This window comes from Bradyrhizobium sp. USDA 3311 (assembly GCF_054062495.1).
Map to the genome: position 1 here is coordinate 8,651,736 of NZ_JBSSFI010000001.1, position 17,498 is coordinate 8,669,233.

Annotated in this window: 9 protein-coding genes; 5 read left to right on the forward strand and 4 right to left on the reverse strand. The window is 65.8% G+C overall.

The window, feature by feature from the left end; all coding sequences use genetic code 11:
• Nucleotides 1-331: 331 nt before the first annotated feature.
• A complete protein-coding gene (locus ACVWW6_RS41150) occupies nt 332-1,768 on the reverse strand; it encodes a lipopolysaccharide biosynthesis protein (RefSeq protein WP_304550931.1) in 1,437 nt (478 codons plus the stop codon).
• Between the two features lie 385 nt (nt 1,769-2,153).
• Here ACVWW6_RS41150 and ACVWW6_RS41155 point away from each other — a divergent pair, with 385 nt between their 5' ends.
• Nucleotides 2,154-3,221 (forward strand): endo-1,4-beta-xylanase, encoded by a 1,068-nt coding sequence (locus tag ACVWW6_RS41155; protein WP_161536211.1) that lies wholly within the window; start codon nt 2,154-2,156, stop codon nt 3,219-3,221.
• A 12-nt stretch (nt 3,222-3,233) separates the two neighbouring features.
• On the opposite strand, the gene ACVWW6_RS41160 is transcribed toward ACVWW6_RS41155, so the two are convergent.
• From ACVWW6_RS41160 to ACVWW6_RS41170, 3 genes are all read right to left on the reverse strand, one after another.
• The gene (locus ACVWW6_RS41160; protein ID WP_038966521.1) at nt 3,234-4,184 is read right to left on the reverse strand and encodes a DUF6492 family protein; all 951 of its coding nucleotides are present in this window, start codon (nt 4,182-4,184) and stop codon (nt 3,234-3,236) included.
• A 95-nt stretch (nt 4,185-4,279) separates the two neighbouring features.
• On the reverse strand, nt 4,280-5,074 hold the full coding sequence (locus tag ACVWW6_RS41165) for a protein-L-isoaspartate O-methyltransferase family protein (protein ID WP_456682780.1): 795 nt from the start codon (nt 5,072-5,074) through the stop codon (nt 4,280-4,282).
• Between the two features lies 1 nt (nt 5,075).
• Nucleotides 5,076-8,540: an ATP-binding protein gene (locus ACVWW6_RS41170; protein WP_456682781.1), complete on the reverse strand. Its 3,465-nt coding sequence runs from the start codon at nt 8,538-8,540 to the stop codon at nt 5,076-5,078.
• A gap of 135 nt (nt 8,541-8,675) precedes the next feature.
• Between ACVWW6_RS41170 and ACVWW6_RS41175 the strand changes: the two genes are divergently transcribed.
• The 4 genes from ACVWW6_RS41175 to ACVWW6_RS41190 all read left to right on the forward strand — a co-directional run bounded on the left by ACVWW6_RS41175 (nt 8,676) and on the right by ACVWW6_RS41190 (nt 17,373).
• Complete coding sequence (locus ACVWW6_RS41175) at nt 8,676-15,134, forward strand: amino acid adenylation domain-containing protein (RefSeq protein ID WP_456682782.1); 6,459 nt, start codon at nt 8,676-8,678, stop codon at nt 15,132-15,134.
• A 140-nt stretch (nt 15,135-15,274) separates the two neighbouring features.
• Nucleotides 15,275-15,442 carry a hypothetical protein gene (locus tag ACVWW6_RS41180; RefSeq protein WP_165448140.1) on the forward strand — a complete coding sequence of 56 codons (168 nt, stop codon included), beginning with the start codon at nt 15,275-15,277 and terminating at the stop codon, nt 15,440-15,442.
• A gap of 222 nt (nt 15,443-15,664) precedes the next feature.
• The gene (locus ACVWW6_RS41185) at nt 15,665-16,396 is read left to right on the forward strand and encodes a 4'-phosphopantetheinyl transferase family protein (RefSeq protein WP_011085024.1); all 732 of its coding nucleotides are present in this window, start codon (nt 15,665-15,667) and stop codon (nt 16,394-16,396) included.
• Nucleotides 16,393-17,373, forward strand: coding sequence for an LLM class flavin-dependent oxidoreductase (locus ACVWW6_RS41190; protein ID WP_456682783.1), 981 nt, complete (start codon nt 16,393-16,395; stop codon nt 17,371-17,373). Before ACVWW6_RS41185 ends, ACVWW6_RS41190 begins: the two co-directional genes overlap by 4 nt.
• The last annotated feature ends 125 nt before the right edge of the window (nt 17,374-17,498 follow it).

Below are 17,498 nucleotides of genomic sequence, written 5' to 3' on the forward strand. Positions count from 1 at the left end.
GAAGGCAGGCGCACGCGAACGTTCCGATGTCAAAGGCGGATGAGCCGGGGATCCTCACCAAGCTCATGGGTTCGCCGCACCTGGGACAGCGCGGCCGCCGGTCTGATGCAAGTGACGAACCGAATGAGTGGGAATGTTGCAAATGCATGCGATGCACCCTCGAGATCAGGCGGGAGCGTTACAGCACTCTCAGTCACCGATAGATGCCGATAAGGGGCGGTGATACAGCCAGCATGAGCCGCCGGGGCCGAAGTTACTGGTCAATATTGCTCGCTCGAGCAAAGTTCCCGCCGCCTGGAGCCCGGCCCGGTTGCCTCGGCAGACACCGCGGCTAGACGCCCAGCGCCTTCCGGTTGAAGGTTCGCAGAACACGCAGCGACAGCGTTCGCACGTTCGCGACATTGAGAAGCCATGCCGCGGCGGCGTAAGCGAAACCGCCCGCAAGGCTCACGATGACCAGCGCGACGAGGCCGGTGCCGTCGACCTGCGATCGCGCGACGAGGATCGCAGCCGCCATGGCTGCGGCGGAGGCGGCAACGCCGGCGAGACGATTGACGTCGAACGGCACGGGATGGGCACGGTGCATCAGGACGAGTGCGACGACGAAGCCGATCGCCTCGGTCGCAAGCGTCGCCAGCGCCGCGCCGTTGAGGCCGTAACCTGCGACCAGCGCGAACATCAGCGCGACGCTCACCACCAGCGTGAGGAAGGACTGCGCCGCCAGCATGAACGGCCGCTCGGCGAGCTGAAAGCTGATCTGGACGTAGAACTGATTGGCGATGCCGAAGAAGCGGGCCAGCACCAGGGTCGGCAGCAGCGCCGACACGCCGGCGCGGAAGTCGACGCCGACCAGCGTGCCTGCGACCTGGTCCGCCGCCAGCGCCAGCCAGATCGCGACGGGCGCGACGACGACGAGCAGCAGTTCGAGACTTTCGGTCAACCGCTCGCGCGTGGTCTCATTGTTCTTCTCCGACAGCGATCGGAACACGAGCGGCACGGTCGCCGCGGCGACGCTGGAGGCGATCATCACCATGAACTGGCGCGGCAGATCGGCGGCGACGCCAAAGATGCCGGCGGCGTCCTTGCCGAGGAGATAAGCGACGATCAGGCGGTCGCAGGTCGAGTACAGCGCGACCGAGAGACCGGCCAGCGTCAGCGGCAGGCCGTAGCGCGCCAGCTGCATGAACTGGCTGCGCTGGAAAGGCGCGATCCTGGTGCGGTCGCCCACGAGATTGAGGATGATGCCGGTCAGCGAGCCCAGCCCGAACGCCGCGAGCAGGCCCATGCCGCCCCAGCCGAGCCAGATCCCGAGCAGGCCGAAGCCCACGCTCGATACGCTGCGCACGATCGAGATCGCCGCGAACCGGTAAGGGCGCAATTTGGCGCGCTCGAACTCCTGGCCGACATCGACCGCATTGGCCATGATCGCGACGAACATGCTGGCGAGCAGCAGCTCGACGCTGACGTCGCTGCGGAACAGGAAGACCAGCGGGGTCGTGGCACAGAGCACCGCGGCCGTGAGCCCAAAGGCGACCATCGCCGTGGCGCGAAAATCCACCTCCGCCGACATCGCCTGATAGCGGGACACCGACAGCTTGATCCAGGCGAAGAAGATCGCACCCAGAATGCCGGCAAGGCTGATGCCGACGACATAGACGCCGTACTCTGCGGGCGTCAGCAGCCGCGTGTAGGCGGTGACCGCGAAGAAGCCCACCGCCGCAGGCAGGATATAGGCGACCAGGTAGATGGAGAAATGGCGGTTCAGCATGCGGGCACGGGACCGGAAGCGGTCATGCGAGTTTTGCGGCCGTTGATCAGTTGGACCTTGGGGTGGCGATCGGACTGCGCCGCAGCATCCCCGAAGAGTGTCACATAAGTCTGCAAATCGGGCCGCGAATGGAGCAGCACGGCGGATTTCGCGCGTTAGCGTTAAATTTGCCCTTTCCTCGAACCGGAGCCACAGATCACTGATAAGAGACCATCATTCAGGCGCCTTAAGACGCTTTCCAGCGCGTGAACGCGCCGGAACAGCGATGCAGCGGCCCATGGGTTGACGCACCGGACACCCGGCAAAGGTTAACCCAACACGACGAAACCCCGGCATTGCACGGCGCCGCTTGGTACGATGGCGCATTGGTTCCCGAGGGAATGCCGTGGCCAGGCTCGACAGACGCGAATTCCTTCTCGGCACTGCCGCAACGCTTGCGGCGGGCGGATCCGCGTCAGCCTTGCCGGCGTCGAAACTTGCCCAGCGCCGTCCGGGATTTGGTGCAGCGGCAACGCTCTGGGACCTGCAGGCCGATCCGCGGCTTGGCGAAGCCATCAGCACCTATTGCACGCAGGTCGTGCCGGTGCTCGAGCTGAAATGGCCGATGCTGCGCCCGGACGCGCACACGTTTGCCTTCGAGCGCGCTGACGCGATCCTGGATTTCGCGCGGGCGAACGATCTGACGATGCGCGGGCATGCGCTGGCCTGGTATCACGACATTCCAGACTGGACCAAGCAGATCAAGGACGCCAAAGGCGTCGAGCGTGCGTATCTCGACCACATCGGCACCGTCGTCTCCTACTACAAGGAGAAGCTGACGTCGTGGGACGTCGTCAACGAGCCGATCCCGGACAATCCCCGCAGTCCGAAAGACCGGCGCGACACGTTCTGGACGCAGCATCTCGGCAACAACTGGATCCCGCTCGCCTTCCGCACGGCGGCCGCGGCCGATCCCTTCGTCAAGCTCGCGATCAACGAATACGACATCGAGTCGGCCAAGGACTCCTTCATCGCCAAGCGCGCTGCCTACCGCAACCTGATCATGGAGCTGCTCGACCAAGGTGTCCCGCTGCACGCCGTGGGATTGCAGTCGCATCTGCATGCCGAGCTCGAGATCGACACCCATGGGCTCGCCGAATTCGTCACCGAGCTGCGCTCGTGGGGGCTGGAAGTTCTCGTCACCGAGCTCGACGTGGACGATCAGAAGCTGACGGGCAACCCGGCCGAGCGCGACGCCATCGTCGCCAAGCGTGTCGATGATCTCCTGACCGCGATCTCGACCAGCGGCCCGGTGCGCTCGATCCTGACCTGGGGCCTCTCGGATCGCTACAGCTGGATCAACGGCACCTTCGCCCGCGCGGACAAGCAGCCGAACCGTCCCCTGCCGCTCGACGGCGAATTCAGGCCGAAGCCGTTCATGGACGTCATCAGCAGGTTCACGAGGGACGTTTGAGGGCAGCTTGTTCTAGCGCGTCTTCGGCGTCTCGAACTCGGCTTCGTCTCCCATATGATCGGGAGACAGGCTCGGTCCGCGACGGTCGCGCGAGCTGAGACGAAACACATCGCGGATATCGTCGATCGAGGTCGACGAATAGGACTGGATGCAGAGCGCGACCTGCTCGGGCGAGGCGGCGCGCATCATCGCCTCGATGGCCGGGCGGTCGAGACGCGTGTCATCCCAATGCGAGACCGCGATGCTGTCTTCCGTCACCCGATGTGCTGCCAGATGCTCCGGCGAATTGGCGACGAAGTGGCCGTAGAGCAGGTACTCGGAAAACTTCTTCTTCCGGCACAGTGCGAGAGCCCAGCCGAGGCCAGTCGCCGACTTGATGGCGTCGGTCATCGCGCGCGCAGTATCCTTGTCCCAGACCAGCGCGTTGCCGACATAGTCGTCCGCCGGAAACGAGCGCTCCTTGATACCGAGAAGCTGATCGACGGTGCGGAGCCACAGCACGTGTAACGGGTGGTCGGCGTCGATCCCTTTGCGCGTGACAAACAGCGGCGTCTTCTCACCGCCGGCATATTGGCCGACATCGAATTCGCGGAAGAACAGATTGTCTGAATCCAGGATGCAGACGCGCTGCTCGGGCGCATTGAGGACGCCGGCGATCTTCAGCATCTGCTGGATGTGCCAGCCGTGCACGGGTGACGACAGCAGCGACAGCCAGACGCGTCGTTTGCTGATGAACTGGAGCGCCGGCGGCAGCGCCCAGAGCCATTTCGGCAAGTACCGCGAGGCCGGAACGATGACGCGCTTGTCGGAAGCGAACCGCTCGAACAGCGGCACGTCCTCATCGTTAACGAGAACATAATGCCGCGTATATCCCGTCAGCCAGGTGTCGATGCTCTCGCTGAGCAGCGAAAAGCGTTCGATATCCTTGGCATAGCTGGCAGTCAGCAGTGCAACGGAATGCATGGAGCGTGCTCGAATGGCCATCAAGCCATAGTCATAACCGCACCGGGGGGCGCTGGATACTCACATTCGCAATCAAGGTAAAATGAAACGAAGCATCAGCCATCCGACGGCAGTCCCTGCTCGATGCCGCGAAACCGCAGCGGCGCCAGCGCGGAGGCGCGCTGCCACCAGTCGGCGACGCGGTCGTCGAGCGCGGTCGTGCCGCGACCCCGGCCGGGAAAGATCCTGATCTGCTGGACCGGCTCGGCCTCGAACCCCTTGCCCCTGCGCGTGATCCTGATGACGGCACCTTCGCGGTCCCGCTGGGTCAGCGGCACCAGAAGGCGGCCGCGCGGGCGGAGCGACTGGAGCCAGAGCGGATGCGGATGCGAGAAGCCGGCATGCACGATGATGACGTCGGCGGGCGCGCCGATGTCCTCACACCCGTCGCCCTGGACGACCTCGACATTGCGATAGGCGCGAAGAAAGTTCGCGGCACGGGCTGCAAGCCGCTCGTCGCATTCGATCGCACGCACGCTGCCCTTCGGACCGACGATCTTCGACAGCACCGCCGAGAAATAGCCAAGCCCGCAGCCGATCTGGACCACGCGGTCCTTGTCCCCGACGTCGAGCAAATCGATGAAATGCGCCCACAGGCTCGGCAGGCCGGTGTCGAGCTTGCGGCGCGCGTCGATCGCGACCAGCACATTGTCGTAGAGATGAACGGGATCGGCGTCGGGCGTCAGCCGATAGCTCCGCGCCGCCTCGCTCTTGATGCGCCAGGGCCCTCTCGCCAGAAAATCCTCGCGCGGCACGGCGGCGAGCGCTTCGAGCAGGCGCTTGGAGGAAATCCGCTCGCGCTTTGCGATTCTTTCCACGTAGCGCGCACGCGCGGCGGCGAGATCGCTCATGTCAGGGATCGATCCGTTCCCGAACGGGCGCATCCGCGCGAAGGTCGTTGACGAGCTGCATCGCCTGCTTCAGGTCCGGCGTGAGGAAGCCCTCGCTGAACTTGCCGACGATCGGCGTCAGCAGGAGCGTCGCTTGCTCGCCCTTGCCGGCATCATGCGACAGGCGCGCGAGACTGACGGCGGTTCGGAGCTCCCAGGACAGCGCGCCCTGCTTGCGCGCGGTCTCCAGCGACAGCACGAACAGATCTTCCGCTTCCTGCACCGACGCCGGATTGCCGTCCGACAGGGTGATCTCGCCTTGCAGCCGATAGACCTCGGCAAGGTAGGAGTGATCGCCGGTCCGCCTTGCGGTCGCCAGCGCTCCGTCCAGCGCGCGAAGGGCGGCGTCGCGCAGGCCGACCTTGGCGTAGGCTTCCGCGAGCAGGCATCGGAACCAGCAGCCGGCGAGCCAGGAATCCATCGCCTCATATTCGTCGAGGCCGAAGCGCATCTGGCTGAGGCCCTCGTCGGCCTCGCCGAGCTGGGTCAGCGCCCAGCCGCGCAGGATCGCGGCCTGCTGCTTCCAGTGCAGGAAATTGTGCTCGGTGGCGATGATCATGGCACGGTTGGCGTGATTGCGCGTGCCTTCGACGTCGCGCAAATGCTGGCAGAGATAGGCGCCGAACACCAGCGCGAAAGCGAGCGTGAAGGGATGGCGGATCTTTTCGGCGTTCGCGATCGCCTGTTCGCTGTGCTGGCGCGCCGCGTCGGGCCGGCCGAGGAACCACAGGAGATAGCCGAGATAGGACAGCGAGACCACGCCGGGATCGGTGCCGTGGCGCACCATCAGGTCGGAATGCAGATCGGGGCTGTAGAGATTGATGCAGCGGTGCAAATGATGCTGCGAGGCGGCAAAGCGCCCGCGATAGAGCATGGTCATCGCGATCGCGCGATGCGCCTCGATCAGATAGCCGGTCTGCTGCGCCGGCTGCGTCCGCTCGCTCAGCCGCTCGCGCTTGGCGAACTTCAAAAGTTCGACGCTGAGATCGTGTGCGCGCGTCAGATCCGCCCGGATGAAGTGGCACACCCAGAGCCCGCGCGTGGCAGCAAAGGTATTCTCCTCATCGTCGAGCTGCCGGCCGAGCTCGAGCGCACGGACGTAGTTCTCCTCGACCTCCTGCACCGCATAGCCTTTGGCGGCGATCAGCGCGTTGCCGAGCGCGATGCGCAGTTCGAGCTCCATCTCGTCGGCGCCCTGCATGCGCGCATTGGCCTGCACGACGCTGAGGCCTCGGTGCAGATGGCCGATCGCCTCGAGATTGGCGCCGCTCTTGGCCGCCTGCTTGCCGGCCTTGAGCCAGAAGCTCGCGGCACCCTCGCTCTGGCCGGATTCGGTCAGATGATGGGCGAGCAGCTCCGGCTCGCGCTCGGTCTTCTCCGGATACATCTCGGCGAGCACCTGGACGATGCGGGCATGCAGCTTGCGCCGCTCGCTGTGCAACAGGCTCGCATGCGCGGCGTTCTGGATCATCACATGCTTGAAGGAGTAGAGCGCATCCGGCGGATGGCCGCGGCGCATGATCAGCCCCGCCTCCTCCAGGTGATTGAGCGCCGCCTCGATCTGCTCCGAAGGCGTATTGGCGACTGCGTGCAGCGTCTCATAGGAGAATTCGCGGCCGATGGTGGCACCGATCTGCGCGATCCGTTTGAACGGCCCCATCCGGTCGAGACGCGCCATCAGCGAGTCGGTCAGGGTTGCCGGGATCGCGAGTTGCCGCCACGGGCCCGACAGCACGTAGCGCCCATGCCGCTCGGTCAGCAGGTTGGATTCGAGAACGGTCTTGGTCAGCTCCTCCAGGAACAACGGCACGCCGTCGGTCTTGACGATGATCTCCTCGACGACCTCCTTGGGAAGCTCTCTCCCGGCGACGCGCTCGACCATCGTCGTGCGCAACTGCCGGCTCAGGCGGTTCAGCACCAGGGTGGTGATGTGCGAATGCGCATTCCAGCTGGGCTGGAACTCGGAGCGCGCCGTGATGATGACGAGGATCGGCTCGTTCTGCACCTTGTCGACGAAGAGATCGATGACCTCGCGGGAGGTCGGATCGATCCAGTGCAGGTCCTCGAAGGCCATCACGAGCGGCATCTCGCGTGCGAGGCCGAGGAAATGATTGACCAGCGCCACGACCGTCGCGTCCTTCTGCTGCTGCGGCGACAGCTCGAGCGGCGGATAGCGGTCTCCGGTCGGTATGGACAACAGCGCGGCAAACAGCGGCGTGACCTGCTCGATGTCGCCATGGGCGGCGGCGATAGCGGTCTCCAGGCTCGCCAGCGAGTGCGCGGACGCATCCTCCCGGTCGAGGCCGAGGGAGAACTTGAGCTGCTCGGCGAACGGATAGAACGCGGTGGACGTGTAGTAGGGCGAGCACTGGAACGAGACCTGTCCGTGGCGGTCGCCTGCGATCCGCTCGAATATCTCCTGAATGATGCGCGACTTGCCGATGCCGGGCTCGCCGAACTTGACCACGACCTGGCCGTCGCCATCCTTGACCTGCTGCCAGCGCCCCATCAGCAGCGCGATCTCCTCCTCGCGGTTGACGAGCGGCGTCAGCCGCGTGCCCATCGCGGCGGCAAACCGGGTCTCCACGCGCGAGGCACGCACCACATGCCAGGCCTGCGTCTTCTCCGAGATGCCCTTCAGCGCGTGGACGCCGAGATTGCGGTAGTCGAACTTCCCCTTCAGCAGCGACTGCGTCGAGGCCGAAATCACCACGCCATTGGGCGGCGCCAGCGCTTGCAGGCGCGCGGCGAGATTCACGGTTTCTCCGACCGCGGAGTCGCGCTCTTCGGTGCCCTGCCCCACGAGGTCGCCGACCACGACGAGACCGGTCGCGATCCCGATACGGACGGCGGGCGAGTGGCTGAGCGCGCCACGCGGCTCGATCGCGCGTGCGGTCGACAGCACCCGCACGATCTCGAGCCCCGCACGCACCGCGCGCTCGGCGTCGTCCTCATGTGCAGTCGGATAGCCGAAATAGACTAAAATTCCGTCGCCGACAAACCGGGCGGCAAAGCCCTCGTAGTGCTTGACCACGCGGACGCAGGTCTCGCGGAAGCTCGCGATCAAGTCACGCACGTCTTCCGGATCGAACTGCACCGAGAGCGAGGTGGAATCCACCATGTCGCAGAACATGGTGGTGAGTTGACGTCGTTCGGCCCCGACCTCCGCCCGGGCCTGCGGGGGCGCCGCGGCGGCCGGCGCCTCCGCGGTTTCAGCCTGGAACAGCGCCGCCATCGCTCGCTGGAGCCGCTTGCGATCGCCAAGCGGCAATCCGAGCTCGACCAGGTCGGATTCGGTGAGATCCGCCATGACATCGAGATCGAGGCGGTGCTGCGCGAAGAGATCGGAGTAGTGCGCAAGGCCGATGCCTTCGAGCCAGCGCTTCAGCCCGCCTTCCGCTCCCGTGCTCGGCTCATTCTCCAGCATGGTGATTCTGCCCGACCATCACTCCGTCGAAGGGCTTTAGGCCCCTCAACCACAGATTTTGGGGCCCGAACTTCACCTCAGACTGGACGCGTTCCCTAACTCATAGGAAGAATAGCTCAATCAGATCAAAAAGGAATGGCATTGTCGGACATTGCATCCGGAGCGGGATCGGTCGGCGCGAGCGGCGAAACGAAGATCTTTTCCCATATCGGCGGCCTTCTCGACTTCTACGCCCGCAGGACGCCGGCGGCGCCCGCCCTCCTCGCCCCTGGCCGGCCGGCCCTCACCTACGGCGCGCTCGGCGAGCGGACGCAGGATCTGGTCCGCACGCTGCGCGGGCTCGGCATCGCGCCGGCTGACCGGATTGCCGTTGCGCTGCCGCGCGGCGCGGACAGCGCGCTGGCACTGATCGCGGTCGCATCAAGCTGCGCCTGCATCCCCGTCAATCCCGATCTGACCGCGGACGAGCTGCAACGCTATTTCAGCGAATTGAAGCTGACGGCGCTCGTCACCCGGGCCGACATGAACTCGGCCAGTCGCGACGTCGCCAGGGCGCTCGATATCGCGGTGATCGATTTCGTGCCGGGGCCGCAAGACGATCTCGGAGGCTGCGCGTTCGTGGGCCCGGCGGTCGGTCCGGCGAGCACGAGCGGCGCCTCGCGCGGCGACGACGATGCGTTCATCCTCCTGACCTCGGGCACGGCGGCGCGGCCGAAAATGGTGCCACTCACGCATCGCAATGTGTGCCTTTCCGCCACCAATGCCGGCCGCGTGCTGTCGCTCACGTCCCACGATCGCCTGCTCAACGTCCTGCCGCTGTTTCACGCCCATGGTTTGATCTCGGGTCTGCTGACGGCGCTGGCCGCGGGCTCCAGCGTGATCTGCACCGAGGGTTTCGACGCATCGTCCTTCTTCGGCTGGATGCGGGAGCTGCAACCGACCTGGTACACGGCGGTGCCGACCATTCATCGCGCGCTGCTGACGGCGGCGGAAGCGAATCCGGACCGCGCCCGGGCCTCGTCGCTGCGCGTGATCCGCTCGGCCTCGGCCTCGCTCGCGCCCGCGATCCTCGGCGGACTGGAGGCAACGTTCGGCGTTCCCGTGCTCGAGACCTACGGCATGACGGAGGCGGCCTCGCAGATCGCGGCCAACCCGTTCGAGCTGCGCAAGGTCGGATCGGTCGGCCGCGCCGCGGGGCCCGAGATCGCGATCATGGACGAGACGGGCCGCGCGCTTGCGAGCGGCGGGCACGGCGAGATCGTGCTGCGCGGCGCGAACATGAGCCGCGGCTATTATAATGACGAGGCGGCGACGCAGGCCGCCTTCCGCGACGGCTGGTTCCGGACCGGCGATCTCGGCTATCTCGATGCCGACGGCTATCTCTTCATCGTCGGCCGCATCAAGGACGTCATCAATCGCGGCGGGCAGAAGATCTCGCCGCTCGAGGTGGAAGAGGTCCTGCTCAGCCATCCGGCAGTGCTGGAGGCCGGCGTCTTTGCCGTTCCGCACCCAAAGCTCGGCGAGAACGTCGCCGCCGTCGTGGTGTTGCGAGCGAATTCCGAGGCGACCTCGGACCAGTTGCGCAAGTTCGCGCGAAAGCGTCTCGCGGCCTACAAGGTGCCGAGCCTGATCCGCAGCGTGGCGGCGCTGCCGAAGGGCGCCAGCGGCAAGGTCAAGCGCAACGCACTGGCTGATCTGATCGCGACGGCGGAGGACGCCGATGCGGCGCGCCTGCCGCGCACCACGCTGGAGACGCAGCTCGCGGAGATCTGGGCCGGTCTGCTGGAGCTGCCGCAGGTCGGCATCGATCAGGACGTCTTCGCGCTCGGCGCGGACTCGCTCGCGGTGACGCAGATGCGCTCGCGCCTGCGCGAACGCTTCAACGTCGACTTCTCGTTCGAGGACATCTTCGACTGCGCTACGGTCGCCGCGCTTGCGACCCGGCTGGAGACCGCCGCAACCCATCGCGAAGCGGCGCTGCCGGCCTGGCGCCGGGCCGGAGCTGCGACAGCGGACGCGCCGCTGTCGTACCAGCAGCAGCGGATGTACCTGCTCTCGCGGCTCGATCCGACCCGCTACAACTATAATGTCGTCGAAGTCGCGCTCCTCAAAGGCCTGGTCGACGTCGCCGCGCTTTCTGCGAGCCTCACCGCGATCTGCGCCCGCCATGAGGCGCTGCGTTCGGTCTTCGTCGAACGGCAGGGCGAGCCGGCGCAGCTTGTGCTGCAATCGCCGCCAAAATTCGAGCGGATCAAGCTCAAGCCCTGCCCTGCGGACAACCAGGTCGCGGTCGTCCGGCGCGAGACGCTCAAGCTCGCGCAATATCCGTTCGACCTGGCGCACGAGCCGCCACTGAAGGTCACGCTGCTGTCGTTCGACAAATCCAGCCACGCGCTGGTGGTCAATTTGCATCACCTCGTCACCGATGGCTGGTCGCAGCGGCTGTTCTGGGAGGAGCTCGCCGCCCATTATGCCGCGGCACGCAAGAAGGGCGTGGCAGCGCTGCCCTCGCCCACTTTCCAGTATCGCGACTTCGCACTGTGGCAGCAGAGCTGGGCGCGAACGCCGGCGGCAAAAGAACAGCTCGATTACTGGCGGACGCAGCTCGACGGCGTCACTACGCTGCCGCTGCGGACCGACCGGCCACGGCCTGAGATCTGGAGCGGTCACGGCGCCCGTCACTATTTCGAATTCTCCAGGGCCCTCTCGGGCGACGTCCGCGCGCTGAGCCAGGACCAGGGCGTCACGCCCTTCATGATCCTGCTCGCGGTGTTTCAGTGCCTGCTATTCCGTCACACCTCGCATGAGGATGTCGCGACCGGATCGCTGATCGCCAACCGCAACCAGATCGAGAGCGAGCGTCTGATCGGGCTGTTCGCCAACACCCTGATCCTGCGCAACGATTTCGGCGGCGATCCCAGCTTCGGAGAGATGTTGCGGCGGGTGCGCCAGGTCACGCTGGATGCCTACCGCAACCAGGACCTCCCGATCGAGGAGGTGCTACGTGCGCTCCAGATCGCACGCCGGAGCGACGGCAATCCGCTGTTCCGGATCATGTTCATCCTCCAGAACGCCTCGATCGAGGCGGCACGCTTTCCAGGTCTGTCGACGCGGCGGCTGGAGGTCGATCCAAAAGTGGCGCGCTTCGACATCACGCTCGAGCTGGTCGAGGCCGACGGCCGATTCACCGGGTTCTTCGAGTACGCCACCGATCTGTTCGATGCGGCCACGATCGAAGACATGGCTGCTCAATTCAAGACCCTGCTCAAGGCCGTCATCGCCAATCCGGAACAGCGCATCTCGCGCCTGCCGCTGCTGACCGAAGCCGAACGCCGGCAACTGCTGGCGAAGGGCCACGGCGTGCCGGCCAATTTCACCACGCGCGGCAATTTGAGCGAACGCTTCGACCGTCAGGCCAGGACAACGCCGAACGCTGTTGCGGTGTCGGACGGACACACATCGCTGAGCTATCGCGAGCTGGCCCGGCGCAGCCAGGCGGCCGCGCGCTGGCTGGCCCGCGAAGGCGTCGGTGCCGAGAGCGTGGTCGCCTTGCTCGCGGAGCGCGGACCCGATCTGCTCGCCGCAATGATCGCGGTGCAACGCGTGGGCGCGGCCTTCCTGAACCTCGATCCCGACCAGCCGCCGGCGCGGCTTGCGACCATCCTTGGATCGAGCTGCGCCCGCGTGCTGCTGATCGGGCGTGCCCAATCGGCCATGGTCGAGGCTCTGCTCGAGCTGCTGGTCGAGCGCATCCAGGTGGCCGAGCTCGACGACGCGATCGCGCCGGGGGCGACCAAGCCGGCCCGCGCCGCGCGGCGCGCGGCATCCAACCTCGCCTATCTCATCTATACATCGGGCTCCTCCGGCGCGCCGAAAGGCGTCATGATCGAACAGCGCGGGCTGTCGAACCATCTGGCGTCGCTGATTTCCGAGCTGAAGCTGTCGGCCAGGGACGTGATCGCGCAAACCGCGCCGCAAAGCTTCGTCATCTCGGTCTGGCAGTTCCTCGCCGCGCCGATGGTCGGCGCGCGCGTGCATGTCTGCGGCAACGCGATCGTGCAGGACCCGAACCTGCTCGCGCGGGAGATCGAGCGCGAAGGCATCACCGTGCTCGAGATCGTCCCGTCGCTGCTGCGCGTGATCGTCGATCGCATGGACGAAGCGCCGATCCTGCGCGCCTTCGCGAGGCTCCGCCTCCTGATCTCGACCGGCGAGCCGCTGCCGGTCGACCTCTGCCGCGCCTGGTTCGCCCGCTGCCCGAAAGTGCCGCTGATCAATGCCTATGGCGCATCGGAATGTTCCGACGACGTCTCCCTGCATCGCCTGACCAAGCCGCCCGCGACCGCGACGAGCAACGTTCCGGTCGGCGCGCCGCTGCCGAACACCCAGCTCTACGTGCTCGACGCAAACCTTGAGCCGCAGCCGGTCGGCGTGACCGGCGAGCTCTGCATCGGCGGCGCGGGCGTCGGCCGCGGCTATATCAACGATCCCGCGCAGAACAAGCAACGTTTCCTGCCCGATCCGTTCTTGCGCCAGGCTGCTAGCCGGCTGTACCGGACCGGCGACCTCGCCCGCCGCCGCGCCGACGGGACGATCGAGTGCCTCGGCCGCGCCGACCATCAGGTCAAGGTCCGCGGCTACCGCATCGAGCTCAAGGAGATCGAGAATGCGCTGGCTGACCATCCGAGTGTGCGCGCCGGCATCGTCGAGCCGCGCCGCGAGGCCAGCGGCGACGTCAGGCTGATCGCCCATATCGTCGCAAGGCCCGGCAGCCGGGTCAGCGCCAGCGAGTTGCGCGACTTCCTGAAGAGCCGACTGCCCGGCCATGCCATCCCGTCCGCATTCCTATTCATGGATCAGGTGCCGCTCAACGCCCATGGTAAGATCGACCGGTCCATGCTGCTGGCACCCGCACAGCAAGAGGCATCCGAGCCGGATGCGGCCGTGCCGGCGCGGCGTTTCACCGAAAAGGTGCTCTCGGATATCTGGATCGATCTGCTGAAGGTCGAGAACCTCAGTGTCACCGACAATTTCTTCGATCTCGGCGGCCATTCGCTGCTGGCGGGCCAGGCGATGGCGCGCGTCGCCCGCGCGCTCGGCGTCTCGCTGCCGATCAAGACCATCTTCGAGGCGCCGACGATCGAGGAACTTGCCCGGCGGGTCGACGAGGCCGTGGCGGCGAAGCCGCACAAGCCTGCTGCAAGCCTGCCAAGACTCACTGAAACAAGGCTGGCTGAAAACGGCCCTCCAACGCTCTCGATCGCGCAGGACCAGATGATTCGCATCGAGCAGAGCCTGCCGGGGCTGCCGCTGTTCAACCTGCCCTTCGCCTTCCGCCTCCAGGGCCCGCTCGATCCGGCCACCCTCGCCCAGGCGTTCGGCGACATCGTGCGTCGCCACGAATCGCTGCGGACCGCGTTCGGCTGGAGCGGCGGGGAGCCGATCAGCCGCATCGCCACACCCAGCGAACTCGGGCCGGTCCTCACCGTCGAGGTCATTGGCGACGGGCGGCCGCACAACAACAAGCGGCGCCAGGCCCTCGAACTCAGGAAGATCGATCTCCTGATCGAGCAGGAGACCTACACCCCGTTCGACGCCGCGCGGCCGCCGCTGTTGCGGGCACGGCTGTTGCGGCTCCATGCCGACGATCACGTGCTGCTGCTGACGCTGCATCATGCCGTTGCCGACGGCTGGTCGATCGGCGTGCTGTTCGAGGAATTGTCGAGCCGCTATGCGGCGCTGGCCGGACGTCCCTCAGCGCCGCTGCCGAAGCTGCCGCCGGCCTTTTCGGACGTCGCACGCTGGCAGCGCTGGTGGTGCGGCACCGACGCCGCACGCCGCCAGGCCGCCGACTGGACGGAGAATCTGCGCGGTGCGGCTCCAATCTTCGACGGCAACGCGAGCCCGGGCGCATCCACCGGTCACCATCCGCTCAGGCTCGAACCCGACCTGATCGCGCGGCTCACGGCGTTCGCCGGTCAGCATAACGCCACGCTGTTCATGTGCCTGCTCACCGGCCTGAAGGCCCTGCTGCTGGCACGGACCGGCCGTACCGACATCTCGGTCGCCACCGCGATGGCCAATCGCGCCCAGCCGGACACCGACCGAATCGTCGGCCCGTTCGAGAATACCGTGATCGTCCGCACGAAAATCACGCCGGATCTGTCGTTCGCACAAGCCTTGGTGCAGGTGCGCCAGAGCGTGCTCGATGCGCATGCGCGGCAGGAGTTGCCGTTCAACATGCTGGCCGACCATCTGGAGCAGCAGGGGATCGACCCGGCCGCGCTGCTCCAGGTGTATTTCACGCTGCAAAATCCCCTGCGCCAGCCGCTCGATCTGCCGGAGATTGCGGTGCAATCGATCGGAAACATCGCGCGCGAGGGGCAGCCGGTGCTGCCGATCGACCAGACCTGGCTGTCGCTGATGCTCAAGGAGCGCCCGACCGGAATCACCGGTTCATGCAATTACAAGGGCGAACTGCTCGAGGCCCGTATGGTCGGCGAGTGGATGGAGGATTTCGTCGCGCTGCTGGGGGCCGCCGCCGCCCAACCCAACACGCCGCTCGACCGATTGCTCGATCGCAGGGCTGCTTGACCGCCTGTACAGCACGGGCGAATACAGATTCACTCGTCAAAGCTGTGAATGACCAAGTTGCATCTTGATTATTTGGCGCCAGCGCGCAAGATTATTCTCGCGTTTCGATTTGGACGATTATTTTGATCCGGGGGAGTGTTATGGGTTTCATCAAATTTACCAAGGGCACCTCGTTGAGCGACAAGGACCGCAAGGCCCTGCAAAAGCTGCTGACCGACGAGAAGAAGAAGCTCCAGTCCGCGCTGAAGGACGTCAACGCCAGCCTTTCCATGCTGGGCGGCTCGAAGAAGGCCAAGAAGAAAAAGTAAGACTCGTCGGCCGGGACGCCGCACGAATCTTTCGGAAAACGGGCCGCTCGCCTGCGAGTTGGGGTCTCGCACAAGCTTGAGCTCGTAAACCGGCCTGCAAATCGACAAGAATTCGCCCGGGTGGACCGATAACAACGCTCCGCTCAGTTGGTTCTTGCTCAATTGATTCTTCCGTCAGGACCGGGGGATTTGGCCTCCGCCTGACGCCATGGGGCCTGATTGATGGCAGACGACAGAATTGAACTGTTTGTCGGACTGATCGAGACTATTGACGCGCCGGGCGCGGCCGATGCGTGCCGGCGCCTGCTCTCGGTCGACGAACGAGTCCGCGCCGACCGCTTCGTGTTCGAGCGGCATCGGCGGCAATATATTTTCGCGCATGCCATGCTGCGCCTGGCACTGTCGCGGGTCGCGCCCAACGTCGCTCCCTCCGACTGGTCTTTTGGGGCCGGCCGCTACGGGCGACCGTTTGTCGCTGCGCCCGCGACCTCGATCGCGCTGCATTTCAGCCTGTCGCATGCCGATGGCTGCGTCGCCTGCGTCGTGTCCGGGCATGAGGCCGTCGGCGTCGACGTCGAAACCGTGTCGCGGCGTGTCGCCCCGCTCTCCACCGCGAATCGTTTCTTTGCGCCGGAGGAGGTCGAAACGCTGCGCAGCCTGCCGGAGCCGGCGGCGATCGAGCGCTTCTTCGACTATTGGACGCTCAAGGAGGCCTATCTGAAGGCCAGGGGCTTTGGCCTCAATTTGCCGCTCGACGCCTTCGCGATGCAGGTGTCGCGCGAGGCCATCGAGATCAGCTTCAAACCCGACATCGCCGACGATCCGTCGGGATGGCGCTTCTCGCTGTGCTCGCCCTCCCCCTCGCATCGCCTCGCGATTGCCGACGGCTCCCGTGCGGACGGCGGCCTTCCCATCAGCCGCAACGCCTGGCCGCTCCAGGAAGCGGCTGAATGACGACCTCGCGGCTGCGCGTCTTCCCCGCGATCTCGCGCAACCGCGACCCCAGGACATATGTCGGCGAGCTGATGCGGGTGGCGCAGTTCGCCGACAGCAACGGCTTCGAAGGCATTCTGCTGTTCGAAGGCAACGACGTGTTCGTCGAGCCCTGGGCAATGGCCCAGCACATCATGGCAGGGACGACGCGATCTTCGCCGCTGATCGCCGTCAACCCCATCTACATGCACCCGTTCACGGCAGCCAAATTCGTCTCCTCCTTCGCGCAGTTCTACGGCCGCAAGGTCTATCTCAACATGATCACGGGCACCGCGGTCAGCGACTTGCAGGGCCTCGGCGACGACCAGTCCCATGCGAACCGCTACGTCCGTCTTGGCGAATTCGTCGCGCTGATGCGCCAGTTGCTCTCAAGCCCGCGGCCGGTGAATGTCGCGGGCCGGTACTACCGTACGAGCAACCTGCAACTGCGCCCCCGCCTGCCCGCGGAGCTGATGCCTGAATTTCTGATCGCGGGCCAGTCCGAGGCGGCACAGCGCGTGGCGAAGGAGACCGGCTGCATCAAGATGCAGATGCTGCCGCCGGACCTCGATCGCGGGCTCGATGCCCCCGGGATGAATTTCGGCATTTTCGCGCGCGAGAGCCGCGACGAGGCGCGGCAGGCGGCCAGGGCGCGCTTTCGCGACAATCCCGATGATCGCGAGCTGCTCGCGCTCACCGTGGAGAACAGCGACTCCGTGTGGAAGCGGCGGCTTTACGAGGGGCAAAGCGGAGAGTTCGCGGACAATGGCTATTGGCTGCTGCCGTTCCTGACCTTCCAGGCCGACTGCCCCTATCTCGTCGGCAGCTATGCCGAGATCGGCGCGAAGCTGAAGGATTTCGCGGCGAAGGGCCTGACCACGATCATGCTCGACATGGTCGCGGACGAGGCCGAGATGCAGCACGTCTGCAAGGCGCTTGCGGCGAGCGGGATGTTCTGAGTTTTCCCTCTCTCCCCGCTTGCGGGGGTGAGGGGGGCTCTCCGCGAGGACGGTGACAGTCGGACTCGCGGAGAGTCCCCCTCACCCGGAATTTGCTGTCGCAAATTCCGGCCTCTCCCCGCACG

Bases quoted from the DNA above. Each gene is read 5' to 3' on its own strand.
- ACVWW6_RS41170 (WP_456682781.1), bottom strand. From the start codon at position 8,540: ATGCTGGAGAATGAGCCGAGCACGGGAGCGGAAGGCGGGCTGAAGCGC.
- ACVWW6_RS41160 (WP_038966521.1), bottom strand. From the start codon at position 4,184: ATGCATTCCGTTGCACTGCTGACTGCCAGCTATGCCAAGGATATCGAA.
- ACVWW6_RS41150 (WP_304550931.1), bottom strand. From the start codon at position 1,768: ATGCTGAACCGCCATTTCTCCATCTACCTGGTCGCCTATATCCTGCCT.
- ACVWW6_RS41175 (WP_456682782.1), top strand. From the start codon at position 8,676: ATGGCATTGTCGGACATTGCATCCGGAGCGGGATCGGTCGGCGCGAGC.
- ACVWW6_RS41185 (WP_011085024.1), top strand. From the start codon at position 15,665: ATGGCAGACGACAGAATTGAACTGTTTGTCGGACTGATCGAGACTATT.
- ACVWW6_RS41180 (WP_165448140.1), top strand. From the start codon at position 15,275: ATGGGTTTCATCAAATTTACCAAGGGCACCTCGTTGAGCGACAAGGAC.
- ACVWW6_RS41165 (WP_456682780.1), bottom strand. From the start codon at position 5,074: ATGAGCGATCTCGCCGCCGCGCGTGCGCGCTACGTGGAAAGAATCGCA.
- ACVWW6_RS41190 (WP_456682783.1), top strand. From the start codon at position 16,393: ATGACGACCTCGCGGCTGCGCGTCTTCCCCGCGATCTCGCGCAACCGC.